The sequence below is a fragment of the Streptomyces sp. R-07 genome (genome assembly GCF_049913175.1).
Lineage (GTDB): Bacteria > Actinomycetota > Actinomycetes > Streptomycetales > Streptomycetaceae > Streptomyces.
On the sequence record NZ_CP183978.1, the window covers coordinates 6,988,366 to 7,003,399 of the forward strand.

Genomic DNA, 15,034 nt, shown 5'->3' on the forward strand with positions numbered 1-15,034 from the left:
ACACCGCCGTGACCCCCGTACCCCGTCCCGCCGGGCCGGCCCGCCCCGACGGGGAGACCGCACCCGCGGACTCCCCGTCCGGCGGCGGGCACCCGCGCGGCGCCCCCCGCAGGGGAGGCCCGTCGCGCGGCACCTCCCGCACCGGCAGGGCCCGCCGGGAGAACCTCGCCGGCTACCTCTTCATGTCCCCCTGGATCGCGGGCTTCCTCCTGCTCACCGCGGGACCCATGGTCGCCTCGCTCTACTTCGCCTTCACCGACTACAACCTCTTCGACGCCCCGCGGTGGATCGGCCTCGACAACTTCACCGAGATGTTCGGCGACCCCCGCTGGCGCACCTCCGTCGAGGTCACCGGCTGGTACGTGGTCATCGGCACCCCCCTCAAACTCGGCGCCGCGCTCGGCGTCGCCCTCCTGCTCAACCAGAGCAGGCGCGGACAGGGCTTCTACCGGGCGGCGTTCTACGCGCCCTCGCTCATCGGGGCCAGCGTCTCCATCGCCATCGTCTGGCGCGCGATCTTCTCCGACGGCGCCGCCGTCGACCGCACCCAGCAGCTCTTCGGCATGGAGGCCGGCGGCTGGATCGGCGACCCCGACCGCATCATCTACGCCCTGGTCGCCCTGACCGTCTGGCAGTTCGGCGCCCCGATGGTCATCTTCCTCGCGGGACTCAAACAGGTGCCGCGCGAGCTGTACGAGGCGGCGCAGGTCGACGGGGCGAGCCCCTGGCGGAGGTTCTGGCACATCACCCTGCCGATGATCTCGCCGGTGCTCTTCTTCAACGTCCTCCTGGAGACCATCCACTCCTTCCAGATCTTCGGCTCCGCCTACATCATCGGCAGCCAGGGCAACGCCTGCGGACCGGCCGACGGCACCCTCGTCTACACCTGCTACCTCTACATCCAGGGCTTCGAGAACAGCCGGATGGGCCTGGCCTCGGCGATGGCCTGGATGCTGCTGCTCGCCGTCGGCCTCGTCACGGCGGTCCTTTTCTGGTCCCAGCGGCGCTGGGTGCACTACGAGGAGGCGGGCCGATGAGCCTCGCAACACGTGCTGCCGGGAGGTCGCGCACGGCGGGTTCCGTCGCCTGGCACCTCGGCGCCCTCGCCGTCCTCGCCGTCATCCTCTACCCCGTGGTGTGGGTCATCGGCGGATCCTTCAAGCCGAACGACGAGATCGTCGGCAGCCTCAACCTCCTCCCCACCGACCCCATCACCGACAACTACCGGCGCCTCGCCGACGGCATCGCCGACATCCCCATCTCCACGTTCTTCGGCAACTCCCTCTTCCTGGCCGTCGGTTCGGTCATCGGCGTACTGATCTCCAGCTCGCTCGCCGCGTACGCCTTCGCCAAGATCGGCTTCGCCGGACGCGGACTGCTCTTCACCCTCATGATCGGCACGCTGCTGCTGCCGTACCACGTCCTGCTCATCCCGCAGTACGTGCTCTTCCAGAAGCTCGAACTCATCAACACCTACACGCCGTTGCTGCTCGGCAAGTACCTGGCCACGGACGCCTTCTTCGTCTTCCTCATGCTCCAGTTCATGCGCGGGCTGCCGAGGGAACTCGACGAGGCGGCGCGCCTCGACGGCTGCGGGCACCTGCGGACGTACTGGTCGATCGTGCTGCCGCTGTGCCGGCCGGCGCTCATCACCAGCGCGATCTTCACGTTCATCAACGCGTGGAACGACTTCATGGGCCCGCTGATCTACCTCAACGAACCCGAGAAGTACACGGTCTCGCTCGGACTGAAGATGTTCGTCGACCAGGACGGCGTCGCCAACTACGGCGGCATGATCGCGATGTCGCTCGTGGCGCTGCTTCCGGTCGTCGCCTTCTTCCTGGCCTTCCAGCGGTACCTCATCGACGGCATGGCCACGTCGGGGCTCAAATGAAGGGCCCGGACGAGAGGGCCCGGACGAGGGGGCCCAGATGAGGGGCGAACGCTTCCGGGCCCGTTTCGCGGTCTTCGCCGAGAGCCTCCTCGTGGGGGTGTGGACCGCCCTCGCCGCCCTGCCGCTGGTCACGCTCCCGGCGGCGCTCGCGGCCGGTGCGGCGCACCTGCGGCGCTGGACCGGTGGCGAGGACGCCGGGCTGCGGTACTACGCCGCCGACCTGCGCGGCGCCCTGCGGGGCGGGGGCTGGGCGACGGGCCTCGGCTACGCGGCCGCGCTCGCCCTGGCGGCCGCCGACCTGATGCTCGTACGGGCGCTGCCCGTGCCGGGCGGACGGGCGGCCGGCGCGGTGGCGATCCTCGCGGCGCTCTGGCTGACGGTCACCGTCCTGCGGGCGGCCACGGCCTGGCGCGCGGGGCTGCGCTGGCGGGGTCTGCTGGGCCCCGCGGCGCGCCGCACGCTGCGCGACCCGGCGGGTTCGCTGCTCGTGGTCTGCGGCCTGGCGGTGATCGCCGCGTCGGCCTGGTTCTCCGCGCCACTGGCTCTGCCGGCGGTGGGCGTCCTGGTGGCCGCGACGGTGGCGGCGGAACACCGCGGGACGCCCTTGACGCCGGGGTGACCTGGGCGGGGCGGTGCGCCCGCCCTCGTTGCGGGCAGCCGCCGCGCAGGTCCGGGGGCCGCGCCCCCCCGTTGTGGCCGCCGCCGCGCTGGGCCGGCACGCCCCGCCACCCCCGTTGTGGGCAGTTGTTCCGCTGGGGCGGAACGGGTGGGCACAACGGACGGCGCCCGTTGCCGGGCCTAGGCTTCCGCGCCTGAACCCGCACCGCAGGTACGGCGCGCAAGAAGGTGCGGGTCAGGGCGCAGAAGGCGGAGGCGCCGCTGAGGGCGCCGTCCCGTGTGCCCACCCTCCCCCAAGCTCTCGGCTTCGCTCGGGCAGGGGGACCCCCATCGCCCCAGCGGGACGATTGCCCACACGGTGGGTGGGCGCCGCCCCGCCGGGCGTGCGTTCACGCGGTGGGTGGGCGCCGCCCCGCCGGGCGTGCGTTCACGCGGTGGGTGGGCGCCGCCCCGCCGGGCGCGTACACGGCGGGGCGACGGGCTCGGGCGCCGGCGCCGGGCGCTCCCGCCCCGCCTTCGGGCGCCCAGGCCGCCGGCCCTGTCACCGCCGCCCCGTCGGCCCCGTTCCCGTACCTCCCGCTTCCCCCGGCATGCCGTCGTGCATGCCCCTGAAAGGAGTTCCCGTGTCCTCTCTACCTCGTCGTTCTCTCCTCAAGGCCGCCGCCGTGGCCGGGGCCGCCGCGCAGTTCAGTTGGGCGCTCGGGCGTGGGGACGCCCGGGCCGCCGTGCCTGCCGAGGCCCCGTCGGACGACCGGCCCGCGACCGTCGCGTGGCTGGAGCCCGGTGGGCTCGGGGCGGCCGCCGGGTCGACCTTCGGTGTGGCCTGGCCCAAGGGCGTGCACCCCGGCGACCAGGCCTTCGCGCTGACCACCGCCGACGGCGCCGCAGTCCCCGTGCAGACCTGGACCACCGCCCGCTGGCCCGACGGCTCCCTCAAGTGGACCGCGCACGCCGTCGGTCCCGAGGCCGCGGGCGCCGAGCGGTTCACCCTCGCCCCGGGGGTCCCCGCCGCCGCCGCGAAGACCGTCTCCGTCTCCGAGTCCGGTCGCCGGATCACCGTCGACACCGGCACCGTCCGGGCCGTCGTGTCCAAGGACGGCGGGAAGCTCGTCGAGTCCGTCACCCGGGACGGTGTGAAGATCGCCACCGACGGCCGTCTCGTCCTCCTCCGGCAGAGCGACCTCGACGACGGCGACCAGGGCAACGCCAAGTGGGAGCGGTTCGACGGGGAGATCTCCGGTGCCACCGTCGAACAGAGCGGCCCCGTCCGGGCCGTGGTCCGTATCGACGGCAAGCACCGCAAGGGAAGCAGGAGTTGGCTGCCGTTCTCCGTGCGGTTGTACTTCTACGCCGGTTCCGAGTCCTTCCGCATGGTCCACACGATCACCTACGACGGCGACCAGAACAAGGACTTCATCCGCGGCCTCGGCGTCCGCTTCACCGTCCCGATGCGCGACGCCGCCTACGACCGGCACGTCCGCATCGCGGGCGAGGGCGAAGGCTTCCTCACGGAGGCCGTCCAGGGCGTCACCGGGCTGCGCCGTGACCCCGGCGCCGCCGTCCGCACGGCCCAGGTCAAGGGCGAGAAGCTGCCCGACCCCGCCACCTGGGACCAGCGCGTCACCACCCGCATGCAGTACGTCCCGACCTGGGGCGACTACACCCTCGCCCAGCTCTCCGCCGACGGCTTCACCCTCCGCAAGCGCACCAAGCCGGGCCACGGCTGGATCGCGGCCGGCGGCGGCCGCCGCGCGAGCGGCTTCGGCTACGTCGGCGGCGTGACCGGCGGACTCTCCTTCGGCCTGCGGGACTTCTGGCAGAAGCACCCCGCCCAGCTCGACATCCGGGGCGCGGCCGGCGACGCCGCCGAGGTCACCCTCTGGCTGTGGTCGCCCGAGGCCCAGCCCATGGACCTGCGCTTCTACCACGACGGCATGGGCCAGGACACGTACGCCGAGCAGCTCGAAGGGCTCAACATCACCTACGAGGACCACGAGCCCGGCTTCGGCACCCCGTACGGCATCGCCCGTACCAGCGAGCTGATGTTCTGGGCCAACGCCGCCACGCCGACCGCCGGCGCGCTCGTCGCCCAGGCCGCCGCCGTCCGTACCCCGCCGCAGCTGGCCGTGAGCCCCGAAGACCTCGTCCGCGCCCGGGTGTTCGGCGGGCTCTTCTCGCCCGTCGACCGCTCCACGCCCGCGAAGGCGAGGATCGAGGACCACCTCGACTACCTCTTCACCTACTACAAGGACCAGGCTGAGCAGCGCCGTTGGTACGGCTTCTGGGACTACGGCGACATCATGCACACCTACGACGAGGACCGGCACCAGTGGCGGTACGACGTCGGCGGCTACGCCTGGGACAACTCCGAGCTCTCGCCGGACCTCTGGCTCTGGTACGCCTACCTGCGCTCCGGCCGCGCCGACGTCTTCCGCTTCGCCGAGGCCATGACCCGCCACACCGGGGAGGTCGACGTCTACCACCTCGGGCAGTGGGCCGGCCTCGGCACCCGCCACGGCGTCCAGCACTTCGCCGACAGCGCCAAGCAGCAGCGCATCTCCACCGCCGTCTACCGCCGCCCCTACTACTTCCTCACCGCTGACGAACGCGTCGGCGACCTCATGCACGACCAGGTCGACTCCGACGAGACCTTCCTCGTCCTCGACCCCATCCGCAAGATCCGCACCGAGCCCTACACCCCCGACCGGCACGCCCTCTCCGTCGGCTTCGGCACCGACTGGAGCGGTCTCGCCGCCGCATGGCTCACCGAGTGGGAGCGCGGCGGCCCGAAGGCCGCCAAGGCGGAGGCCCGGCTGCGCTCCACCATGGAGACGATCGCCGCCCAGCCCAACGGCTTCGTCCAGGGCACCGGCCTCTACGACCTCGACACCGGCCGCTTCGCCGTCGCCGACAAGCCCGTCGTCGGCGTCTCCCACCTCTCCGCCATGTTCGGCCTGGTCGAGATGTGCGCCGAACTCATCGACCTCGTCGACATGCCGGCGTTCAAGAGCGCCTGGCTGGACTACTGCCGCTACTTCAACGCCAGTAAGACCGAACAGGCCGCCCGCTACGGACAGAACTTCGGCACCCTCCTCCTCTTCCAGGGCCACTCGCGCCTGGACGCCTACGCCGCCGCCCAGGTGAACGACGTCAAGCTCGCCCAGCGGGCCTGGGCCAAGTTCGACAAGAGCGACGGCTACACGGCGGCCATGGTCTGGGACAAGACCCCCGTCCAGGGCTCCGCCGCCCTCGAACCCGGCTACGAGCACCTGTGGATCAGCACCAACACCACCGCCCTGTTCGGCCTCGCCGCCATACAGAACCTCGCCCTCGTCGGCGACCAGCTCCCCAAGTGACCACAGAGAGGCGCACGATGAGGAAGACCGCACTCCTCGCCGCCGCGGCGACCCTGCTCGGGACGCTCGCCGCCGCACCCGCCGCCCACGCCGACGGTCCCTACGGCCAGGGCCTCGACCACTGCGTCCCCACCGAAACCGGGGCGCTCGCCTGCCACTTCGACGTCGCCCCCGGTACGTACGACGTGACCGTGACCCTCGGCGGCGAGAGCGCCGGGGCGACCGCCGTCACCGGCGAGACCCGGCGGGCGCTGCTCGCGGAGACCGCCACCGGGGCGGGGGAGCGGCTCCGGCGCTCCTTCACCGTGGACGTCCGCGACCCGGAGGGCGAGCCCACCGGGCCCGCCGGCAGCCCGGGCCTCGACCTGGTCCTCGGCGGGTCCGCCCCGCGCGTGACCTCGCTGCGGATCACCCCGGCCCCTGCCGCCCGGCGCCTCTTCCTGGTCGGGGACTCGACGGTCTGCGACCAGCCGGGCGATCCGTACACCGGCTGGGGCCAGATGCTGCCCGTCCACCTCGAGCGGGGTGTCGCCGTCGCCAACCACGCCGACTCCGGCGAGAGCACGGTCACCTTCCTGGCGAACCCGGCGCTCTTCGACCGGGTCGAGGCGGAGATCCGGCCCGGCGACCCCGTGCTGATCCAGCTCGCCCACAACGACAAGCAGACCGATGCGGCCACCTACCGGGCCAATCTGACCACCCTGGTCGAGCGGGTACGGGCGAGGGGCGGCGAACCCGTCCTCGTCACCCCCATCGTCCGCCGCTGGTTCAACGCCGACGGCACCCTGGACAACGGGATCGCCCTGCTCGTCAACGGCCTCGGCGTCGACCACCCCGCCGAGATCCGGGCCCTCGCCGGCTCCCTCGGCACCCCGCTGATCGACCTCACCGCCCTCACGAAGGCCCGGGTCGAACAGCTGGGGCCCGAGGCGTCCAAGGCGCTCTACCTGACGGCCGAGAAGCGGGACAACACCCACACCTCGGTCCGCGGGGCGACGGAGTACGCGGCGCTCGTCGCGGCCGAGCTACGGGCCCGCGGCATCGTCCCCGAACCGCAGTTCCGTTAGACGGTTTCCCAGGGGCGCCGACCCTTGGAAACCCCTCCGGGGCGCACCTACGATGCGGTGATCACCGCCGCCGTGGCGGACCACGGCGGCGGCACCGTATCCCGGGGGGAAAGCAGTTCATGGACGCGTACAACGTGCCCGTCGGGCCGGCCGCCGTGCGGGGGCCGCGCTACAGATTCCGCAACCCGAACGGGCCCGCGCTCGTCGCCCAGTCGCTGATCGCCACGTCCGGGCTCGCGGACGTCTACATCCTCGCGACCGGGGGCCAGGACTCGCCCTGGCTCTCCGAGGAGATGGTCCCGTTCCCGGCCGTGCTCCAGGTGGCGTGCTGGATCGCGTTCCTGGTCTGGTTCCATCGCGTCCGCTGCAACGCCGAGGTGCTCGCCCCGGGCACCCACAGGTACGGCCCGGGCTTCGCCCTCGGCGCCTGGATCATTCCGCTCGCCATGTGGTGGCTGCCGCGCCGCATCACCCTCGACATCCGCCGGGCCGGCGGTCCGCCCCGCGACGCCTGGCTGATCAACGCCTGGTGGTTCGCCTGGCTCTGCGACGGCCCCCTCTCGGTCGCCGTCCACCTCCTGATCCTCGACCAGACGGACTACCGCAACCCGGTCGACGAGAGCCTCAACATCCTCTGCACGATCCTCGCGCTCGCGGTCATCCGCCGGGTGACCGCCGACCAGCCCGCCGGCCCCCTGCCGTACTTCAACATGACCTGAGCCCGGCCCCCTGGGGGACCGGGGAGGCGGTCAGCCGAGCGGGGTGAACGTCAGGGAGAACGCGGCCGGGGCCGCGTCCAGCCGGTGTTCGGGCAGCACCCCCGGTCCGCAGGACTGGGAGCCGATGCCGTGCTGGGCGTGGTCCAGGTGCAGCCAGAGCGTGTCGCCCGGCACCAGCTCGTTGTCGTGGGCGGCGGCGTCCAGCCGCTCGGTGGTCCAGCGGCGGGCCGTGAACGCGAAGACAGGGTCGCCCGCCACCCGTACGCCCTCCGTCCCGGAGGTCAGTTCCACCCACCGGGTGTCGATCCGGGCCCCGTTCTCCTGCGGGCGCACGTACGGCGTGTGGAGCCCGGCGACCGTCGACTCCCAGCGGCCGAGCCCGGCGGCGGCCCGGGTGTCCGGGTACGCCTCGCCCGGCCCGCCGCCGTACCAGACGGCCCGGTCCAGGGCGGCGGGCAGACCGAGGCGGACGCCCAGCCGGGGGAGCGGCACCCGCCAGTCGCCCTCGGGCTCGACCTCCACCCGGAGCCGCAGCGCGGTGCCGTCCGAGGTCCAGCGGTACGTGGTGCGCAGGCCGAGGGCCTCCGCGGCCGGCGCCACCCGTGTCCGTACGGTGAGGGCGTCGCCGTCGAGGGCGACCTCGTCCACGCGGTGCCGCATCCGGTGCAGTCCGAGCTCGCGCCAGAGCGGCCCGTGCCGCTCGTCGGGCTGCCAGGGCGCGCCCTCGTCGTTGTCGGTGGGCGCCCGCCAGACGTCGAGGCGGAGGCCCCCGTTGACCGGAAGGGAGCCGAGGGCCAGCGGCGCTCCGGTGCGGGCGTCGAACACCCCCGGGCCGAGGGTGATCCGGTCCGCCGCGCGGACCGGCCGCACGGCCGCGGTCTCGCGCGGGGCGGGGACGGTCCGGGCCACGGCTTCCCCGTCCGCCCCACGGTCAGGCCGTACAGCCGTCGTCCCGTACGGGGCGGGCGGGGCCGCCGACACCGGGAGCTGCCCCCACGCGACCTCGTGCCCGGCCGGCGCCCAGACGGTGTCGGTGGCGAGTGTCGCCCGTACCGTCCACAGCGTCTCGGCCCCCGCCGGATGCGTCGGTGGGGCGGGCAGCGCGACGCGGGCACTCTCCCCGGCGGCCAGCGCCGGCACTTCGAGGGGGCCGGTGGCGAGGGGCTCGCCGTCGGCCAGGAAGGACCAGGTGAAGGCGAGATGCGCGAGACCGGCGACGTCGTGACCGTTCGTGACGAGCACGGAGCCCGGTCCGCCGGGGGCGATGCGGACGGGCTCGATGACCTTCTTGTACTCCAGGAGCCCCGGCGACGGCGTCCGGTCGGGGAACAACAGCCCGTCGCAGACGAAGCTGCCGTCGTGCAGCTCCTCCCCGAAGTCGCCGCCGTAGCCGAACCCGTGGACGGGGTGGGGCAGTCCGTGGTCGATCCACTCCCAGACGAAGCCGCCCTGGCAGCGCTCGTACGTCTCGAAGAGCCGCTGGTAAGCGGAGAGCCCGCCGGGCCCGTTGCCCATGGCGTGGGCGTACTCGCACAGGATGAAGGGGAGCGCGCGCCGGGCCTCCGGGCCCTCGTCGGCCCTGCGGCCGATCTCCTCGACCTCGGCGTGCGGCGGGTACATCCGGGAGTAGACGTCGGTGTCGGCGCAGGAACGGTCGCCCTCGTAGTGGACGAGCCGGGACGGGTCCCGGTCGCGGATCCAACGAGCCATCGCGGTGAGCCCGGCGCCGGTGCCGCACTCGTTGCCGAGCGACCACAGGACGACCGAGGGGTGGTTCTTGTCCCGCTCGACGAGCCGGGCCGCCCGGTCGAGCAGGGCCGGGGTCCAGCGCGGGTCGTCGACCGGGTTGCCCTGCCAGGCCAGGTCCTCGAAGCCGTGCGTCTCCAGGTCGCCCTCGTCGATCACCCACAGTCCGTAGGTGTCGCACAGGTCGAGGAAGGCCGGGTGCGGCGGGTAGTGGGAGGTGCGGACGGCGTTGATGTTGTGCCGCTTCATCAGCTCCACGTCCGCGCGCATCGTCGCGAGGTCGAGGGCGCGGCCGCGCTCCGGGTGGAACTCGTGCCGGTTGACGCCCCGGAAGAGGATCCGCCGTCCGTTGACCTTGAGGACGCCGTCCTCGACCGCGACCGTCCGGAAGCCGATCCGCAGCGGGATCCGTTCGCCGGCGGTCGCGAGCTCGCCTTCGTAGAGGCGGGGGACCTCGGCGCTCCACGGTTCGACCGGCACCGTCGCCGCCTCCCCGGTGGCGAGGTCGAGGCCGAGCCCCGGCACGGTGACCCGGCCGGGCACGTCGCACTCGACCCGCAGGGTGCCGCCGCCGGTGACGTGGTCGTACGAGGCGTGCACGAAGAAGTCGCCCGGCGCGCCCTCCGGCCGGTGCAGCAGCGTCACGCCCCGGAAGACGCCCGGCAGCCACCACTGGTCCTGGTCCTCCAGGTAGGAGCCGGACGACCACTGGTGGACGCGGACGGCGAGGACGTTGTCCCGAGGCTTGAGGTGGGGGCCGACGGCGAACTCGTGGGCCAGCCGGGAGCCCTTGAAGTCGCCGAGTTCCGTGCCGTTGAGCCAGACCCGGGCGCAGGACTCCACCCCGTCGAAGCGGAGGACGGCCCCGCCTTCCGCGGGCCAGCCGTCGGGCAGGTCGAAGCGGCGCAGGTGGTCGCCGGTCGGGTTCTCGGTGGGGACGCGGGGCGCGTCGACGGGGAAGGGGTAGCGGACGTTGGTGTAGGCGGGGCCGCCGTACTCCCCGCCCTTTCCCTGGAGCACCCAGTGGCCGGGCACCGCGACCGTCCCCCAGGCGCTCGCGTCGAAGTCCGGTGCCGCGAAGGAGGCGTCCTCGGTCCCGGCGGTGGGGGAGAGGCGGAAGGCCCAGTCGCCGTCGAGGGAGAGGGCGGCGGCGTCGGAGCGGGCGTACCAGGCGCGCGGCGGGAGCGTACCGCGACCGGGAGAGACGTCTTCGTACCAGGGCAGGGCGGACACGGTCCTCCTGTCGGAGAGAGGAAGGGGAACTCCGTGGCAGCGCAGAAAGCGCTTGCCGGACGGTGTCCATCCCACCGCGCCGGAAGCCCGCGCACAACCCCGCCCGGCCCCCCGCCCCTTGGACTCTTCGCGCCCCGCCTGGACAGCTCGTCGAAGCGCCGCTTAGGGTCGGGAGCCGAATCGTCGGGCGGCCGCCCGGAACGCCGGGAACCGTCCAGGAGAACGCACGTGGTCACCCTCGCCGATGTCGCCCGCCACGCCGGGGTGTCGGCCAGCACCGTCAGCTATGTGCTCAGCGGCAAACGCTCCATATCCGGCCCCACCCGCGAGCGGATCCAGCACAGCATCGACACCCTCGGCTACCGGCCGCACGCCGGCGCCCGCGCCCTCGCCAGCAGCCGGACGAACGTCCTCGCCCTGATGATGCCGCTCCGCGCCGGCCTCTACGTCCCGGTGATGATGGAGATCGCGATGGCCGTCACCACCACGGCCCGCTCCCACGGCTACGACGTGCTGCTGCTCACCGGTGAGGAAGGCCCCGAGGCCGTCCGCCGCGTCGAGGGCAGCGCCGTCGCCGACGCCATGATCGTCATGGACGTGGGGCTCGACGACCCCCGGCTGCCCTTCCTCCAGCAGGCCGAACGGCCCTCCGTCCTCATCGGCCTGCCCGCCGAGACCCCCGAAGCCGCCGACGCCACCGGACTCGACTGCGTCGACCTCGACTTCGAGGCCGCCGGAGCCCGCTGCGTCGAGCACCTCGCCGGCCTCGGCCACACCCGGATCGCCGTCCTCGGCGAACCGCCCACCGTGTACGAGCGGGGTACGGGCTTCGCCGCCCGCACCCTCACCGGACTGCGCGCCGCCGCCGGCGCCCACGGCCTCGGACTGCTCCACCGGCCCGTCGAGGGCACCTACGCGGCCGTCGCCGCCGCCGTCACCCGCGTCTTCGAGGAGCGCCCCGGCACCACGGCCCTCGTCGTCCAGAACGAGGCCGCCGTCGAACCGCTCCTCGCCCTCCTGCGCCACCAGGGCCGCGCCGTGCCCGAGGACGTCTCCGTCGTCGCCATCTGCCCCGACCAGGTCGCCCTGCACGCCTCCGTCCCGCTCACCGCCGTCTCCGTACCCGCCCAGGAGATGGGCCGCCTCGCCGTCGAACGGCTCGTCGCCCGCCTGTCCGGCGAGGCCCCGCGCGGCACGGAACTCATCGCGCCCCGCCTGACCGCCCGCGCCAGCACGGGCCCTGCCGCGCCCGGCACGCCCCGCACCGAGGACCGTCGTGATCACGGCGGACACTGAGGCCGACGACAGCGCGACGGAGTTCCGGGCCTTCTTCGAGCGCCACTACGCCGAACTCGCGCGCCTCGCCCACCTCCTGACCGGCGAGTCCGACGCCGCCGACGACCTCGCCGCCGACGCCATGCTCGCCCTCTGGAACCGCTGGGACCGGGTCCGCGCCGCCGACCACCCCGCCGCCTACGCCCGGGGCGTCGTCACCAACCTCGTCCGCACCCGCATCCGCGGCACCGTCCGCGAACGCCGCCGGATCGCCGCCTTCTGGGACCGCCGCCCGGAACACACCGAGGACCCGGACGTCCCCGCCGTCCTCGACGTCCGCACCGCGCTGCGCGCCCTGCCCTTCCGCAAGCGCGCCTGCGTCGTGCTCCGGCACGCCTTCGACCTCTCCGAACGCGACACGGCCCTCGCACTCGGCGTCTCCGTCGGCACGGTCAAGAGCCAGACCGCCAAGGGCATGGCGGAACTCCAGCGGCTGCTCGGCGACCGGGCCGCCACCACCGAACTCGCCGCGGGAGGGCGCTGATGGACGAGACACAGCTCCGCCGCGAACTGCGGGAGGCCGCGCTCGCGCACCGGCCCGACCACGCCCGCATCCTCGCCCGCGTCGAACGCGGCCTCGCCGCGCCCGCCCCGGACACCCCTCCGACCAGGCCCCCGCGCGCGTGGAACGGCCGCCGCTGGACCGCGGTCGTCGCCGTCACCGCGGCCGTCGCCGGGGTCGTCGGCCTCGGCGGCCTCGCGGTGACCACCCTGGGCGACCGGCCCGCCGGACCCGCCACCACCCTGCCCGCACCCGGCCCGACGGCACGGGCGGCCGGCACGATCGACCCCGGCAGCAACCGCTGGTGGGCGCAGACCGACCTCGCGCTCACGACGGAATCGCCGGTCGCCGGCCTCACCGTCGAGCTGCGGATCGCCCGCACGCCCGGCATGGTGAGCACCGGCCACTGGCGCACCCGCCCCGCCGAGGACTTCACCGTCACGGTGACCGAGGAGCCCGGGGCCCTGGTCTACCGGTGGGTGCTCAAACCGGGCCGGACGGTGCCGCCCGGCCCCCACACCTTCGCCGCCCAGTACAACCACGCCGAAGGCGTACGCGACGCCTCGGCCGACACGTACACCGTGCTCCTCACCGGAGCCGACGGCGGCCGCACCACCCTCCGGGGCGGCTTCGGCCCCGGCGGCGGAGACTGAAGGACTTGCGGTTGACGCGGCGTCAACTCCTACGGTCTTCGTACGGGGCCGGAGACACCGGTCCCCGGCGAAGGAAGGACACCGTCATGGCCTGGTCGATCGTGGACGTGGCCCGGATGTCCGGGGTGACCTCCCGGACACTGCGGCACTACGACGAGATCGGCCTGCTGACGCCCGCGTGGACCGCGAGCGACGGGCACCGTCACTACGAGGAGCCCCAGCTGCTGCGCCTCCAGCAGATCCTGGTCATGCGGGAGCTGGACCTCGGCCTGCGCGAGATCCGGGAGGTCCTGGACAGCGGGGCCGACCGCGTGACCGTCCTGCGCGAGCACCACGCCAGGCTGCTCGCCGAGCAGGACCGGCTCGGCACCCTGGCCCGCACGGTCGCCCGCACCATCGCCGAACTCGAGGAAAGCGAGGACCAGGACATGGTGAGCATCAACCGCCCCGAGAACCTCTTCGAGGGCTTCCAGGCCGACCCGGACATCGAGGCCGAGGCGCGGGAGAAGTGGCCGGAGGCGTACGAGCGGACCCAGCAGGTCATCGAGGGGATGACCCCCGAGACCACCGAGGAGTGGCAGCGCGAGGCCACCGCCCAGATGATCCGTTTCGCCGAGCACATGGCCGCCGGCACGCCGGTCGCCGACCCGGCGGTCCAGGCCGAGGTGGAGGCCCACCACGCGGGCGTCAGCCGCTTCTGGACCCCGAACGCCGAGGCGTACCGGGGTCTGGCCAGGACCTACGCCGAGGACCCGCGGTTCCGCGAGAACTTCGACCGGATCGCCGTCGGCCTCGCCGAGTACCAGCAGCAGGCGATGAACGTGTACGCGGACACCCGGCTGAGCTGAGGTCGAGGGGTGCGCCCCGCGACTCCCGGCCGACCCCCTCTCGCCCGTGCGGCGGAGGGGGTTCGGTCCGTCGGGCGATCCGCGGGACCGCCCGCGGACGGAATCGTCGTCGGCGACGGGCCGACCACCGGTCCACCGACACCGAGGACCGCGCGATGAAGACGCTCTCCCGCAGCGAAGGCCGCGTACCGGTCGCTCCCGGGCGGCTCCGTGCCGCCTGGCGCGCCGCCCACACTCCCGTCCCGGGTGTCTCGCGCCGCACCCGGGCCCTCGCCCTCGCCGTGCCGTTCACCGTCCTTCCCGCCGGACTCTGGCGGCTCCCGGCGGCCTTCGACGCGGGGATCGGCATCGGCGAGCGGGCGTACATCGTCTTCCTCTCGCTCTTCTCCGAGGCCGTCGCGTTCACGGCGATCGGGCTCGTCGCCCGCTGGGGCGAGGTCGTCCCCTCCTGGGTCCCGGTGCTGCGCGGACGCCGGATCCCCCCGGCGGCGGTGCTCGTCCCCGCCGCTCTCGGGGCCACGGCCCTCACGCTGCTGTGGACCGTGCTGGCCTTCGCCACGGAGATCATGGGCACCACCATCCGCGGCGACGCCCTCCCCGCCGACTTCCCCAGCCGGACGGGCGGCTGGATGGCCGTCTCGTACTACGTCTGTTACGCCCCGCTCGTGCTGTGGGGGCCGCTGCTCGGGGTGCTCACCGTCGCGTACGCGCGGCGGCGCGCCGGGAGCGGACGCGTACGCAGCGAGGGCTGACGTGACCGGACGTGTACGCAGCGAGGGCCGACCGAACCCGCGTACGCAGCGAGGGCCGACCGAACCCGCGTGTACGCAGCTAAGTCCGACCGAACCGGACGCCTACGCAGCGAGGATGGATGACAGGAGCGGCCGCGGGCAAGCATGACAGGACCATGGCAAACCGCCCACACCGTGTGACGCGCGTAGAGGTGACACGCGTCGCACACCTGCCGGTTCCCTCCGCGTCATCCGCCGCCACTACAACTGCCCTGCCGCCACGGCGCGTCCCCACGCGCGCCAGGCGCGGTGCTCCGCGATCCCTCCACGCC

At 73.6% G+C, this 15,034-nt stretch carries 12 protein-coding genes; 11 read left to right on the forward strand and 1 reads right to left on the reverse strand.

What is annotated here, in order from left to right; all coding sequences use genetic code 11:
- The first annotated feature begins 8 nt into the window (after positions 1–8).
- The 6 genes from ACN9M0_RS31985 to ACN9M0_RS32010 all read left to right on the forward strand — a co-directional run bounded on the left by ACN9M0_RS31985 (position 9) and on the right by ACN9M0_RS32010 (position 7,654).
- Positions 9–1,037, forward strand: coding sequence for a carbohydrate ABC transporter permease (locus ACN9M0_RS31985; protein WP_366038952.1), 1,029 nt, complete (start codon positions 9–11; stop codon positions 1,035–1,037).
- On the forward strand, positions 1,034–1,894 hold the full coding sequence (locus tag ACN9M0_RS31990; protein WP_366038953.1) for a carbohydrate ABC transporter permease: 861 nt from the start codon (positions 1,034–1,036) through the stop codon (positions 1,892–1,894). Before ACN9M0_RS31985 ends, ACN9M0_RS31990 begins: the two co-directional genes overlap by 4 nt.
- A 37-nt stretch (positions 1,895–1,931) precedes the next feature.
- Positions 1,932–2,513: a hypothetical protein gene (locus ACN9M0_RS31995; RefSeq protein WP_366038954.1), complete on the forward strand. Its 582-nt coding sequence runs from the start codon at positions 1,932–1,934 to the stop codon at positions 2,511–2,513.
- Between the two features lie 622 nt (positions 2,514–3,135).
- A complete protein-coding gene (locus ACN9M0_RS32000) occupies positions 3,136–5,868 on the forward strand; it encodes a Tat pathway signal sequence domain protein (RefSeq protein ID WP_426404639.1) in 2,733 nt (910 codons plus the stop codon).
- A 17-nt stretch (positions 5,869–5,885) separates the two neighbouring features.
- Positions 5,886–6,935, forward strand: coding sequence for a rhamnogalacturonan acetylesterase (locus tag ACN9M0_RS32005; protein WP_366038956.1), 1,050 nt, complete (start codon positions 5,886–5,888; stop codon positions 6,933–6,935).
- A gap of 119 nt (positions 6,936–7,054) precedes the next feature.
- Entirely contained in the window at positions 7,055–7,654 is a 600-nt protein-coding gene (locus ACN9M0_RS32010) for a DUF4328 domain-containing protein (protein ID WP_426404640.1), read from the forward strand.
- A 30-nt stretch (positions 7,655–7,684) separates the two neighbouring features.
- Here ACN9M0_RS32010 and ACN9M0_RS32015 read toward each other — a convergent pair whose 3' ends face one another.
- Positions 7,685–10,633, reverse strand: coding sequence for a glycoside hydrolase family 2 TIM barrel-domain containing protein (locus ACN9M0_RS32015; protein ID WP_426404641.1), 2,949 nt, complete (start codon positions 10,631–10,633; stop codon positions 7,685–7,687).
- A gap of 228 nt (positions 10,634–10,861) precedes the next feature.
- On the opposite strand from ACN9M0_RS32015, the gene ACN9M0_RS32020 reads away from it, so the two are divergent.
- The 5 genes from ACN9M0_RS32020 (at position 10,862) to ACN9M0_RS32040 (ending at position 14,723) form a co-directional block, all read left to right on the forward strand.
- Positions 10,862–11,929 carry a LacI family DNA-binding transcriptional regulator gene (locus ACN9M0_RS32020; RefSeq protein ID WP_366038960.1) on the forward strand — a complete coding sequence of 356 codons (1,068 nt, stop codon included), beginning with the start codon at positions 10,862–10,864 and terminating at the stop codon, positions 11,927–11,929.
- Entirely contained in the window at positions 11,910–12,452 is a 543-nt protein-coding gene (locus tag ACN9M0_RS32025) for a SigE family RNA polymerase sigma factor (RefSeq protein WP_426404642.1), read from the forward strand. The genes ACN9M0_RS32020 and ACN9M0_RS32025 overlap by 20 nt, the downstream gene beginning before the upstream one ends.
- A complete protein-coding gene (locus ACN9M0_RS32030; RefSeq protein WP_426404643.1) occupies positions 12,452–13,123 on the forward strand; it encodes a hypothetical protein in 672 nt (223 codons plus the stop codon). Before ACN9M0_RS32025 ends, ACN9M0_RS32030 begins: the two co-directional genes overlap by 1 nt.
- Positions 13,124–13,209: 86 nt before the next feature.
- Positions 13,210–13,971, forward strand: a complete 762-nt coding sequence (locus tag ACN9M0_RS32035) for a MerR family transcriptional regulator (RefSeq protein ID WP_366038963.1) — start codon at positions 13,210–13,212, stop codon at positions 13,969–13,971.
- Between the two features lie 155 nt (positions 13,972–14,126).
- Entirely contained in the window at positions 14,127–14,723 is a 597-nt protein-coding gene (locus tag ACN9M0_RS32040) for a hypothetical protein (RefSeq protein WP_366038964.1), read from the forward strand.
- Positions 14,724–15,034: the final 311 nt, after the last annotated feature.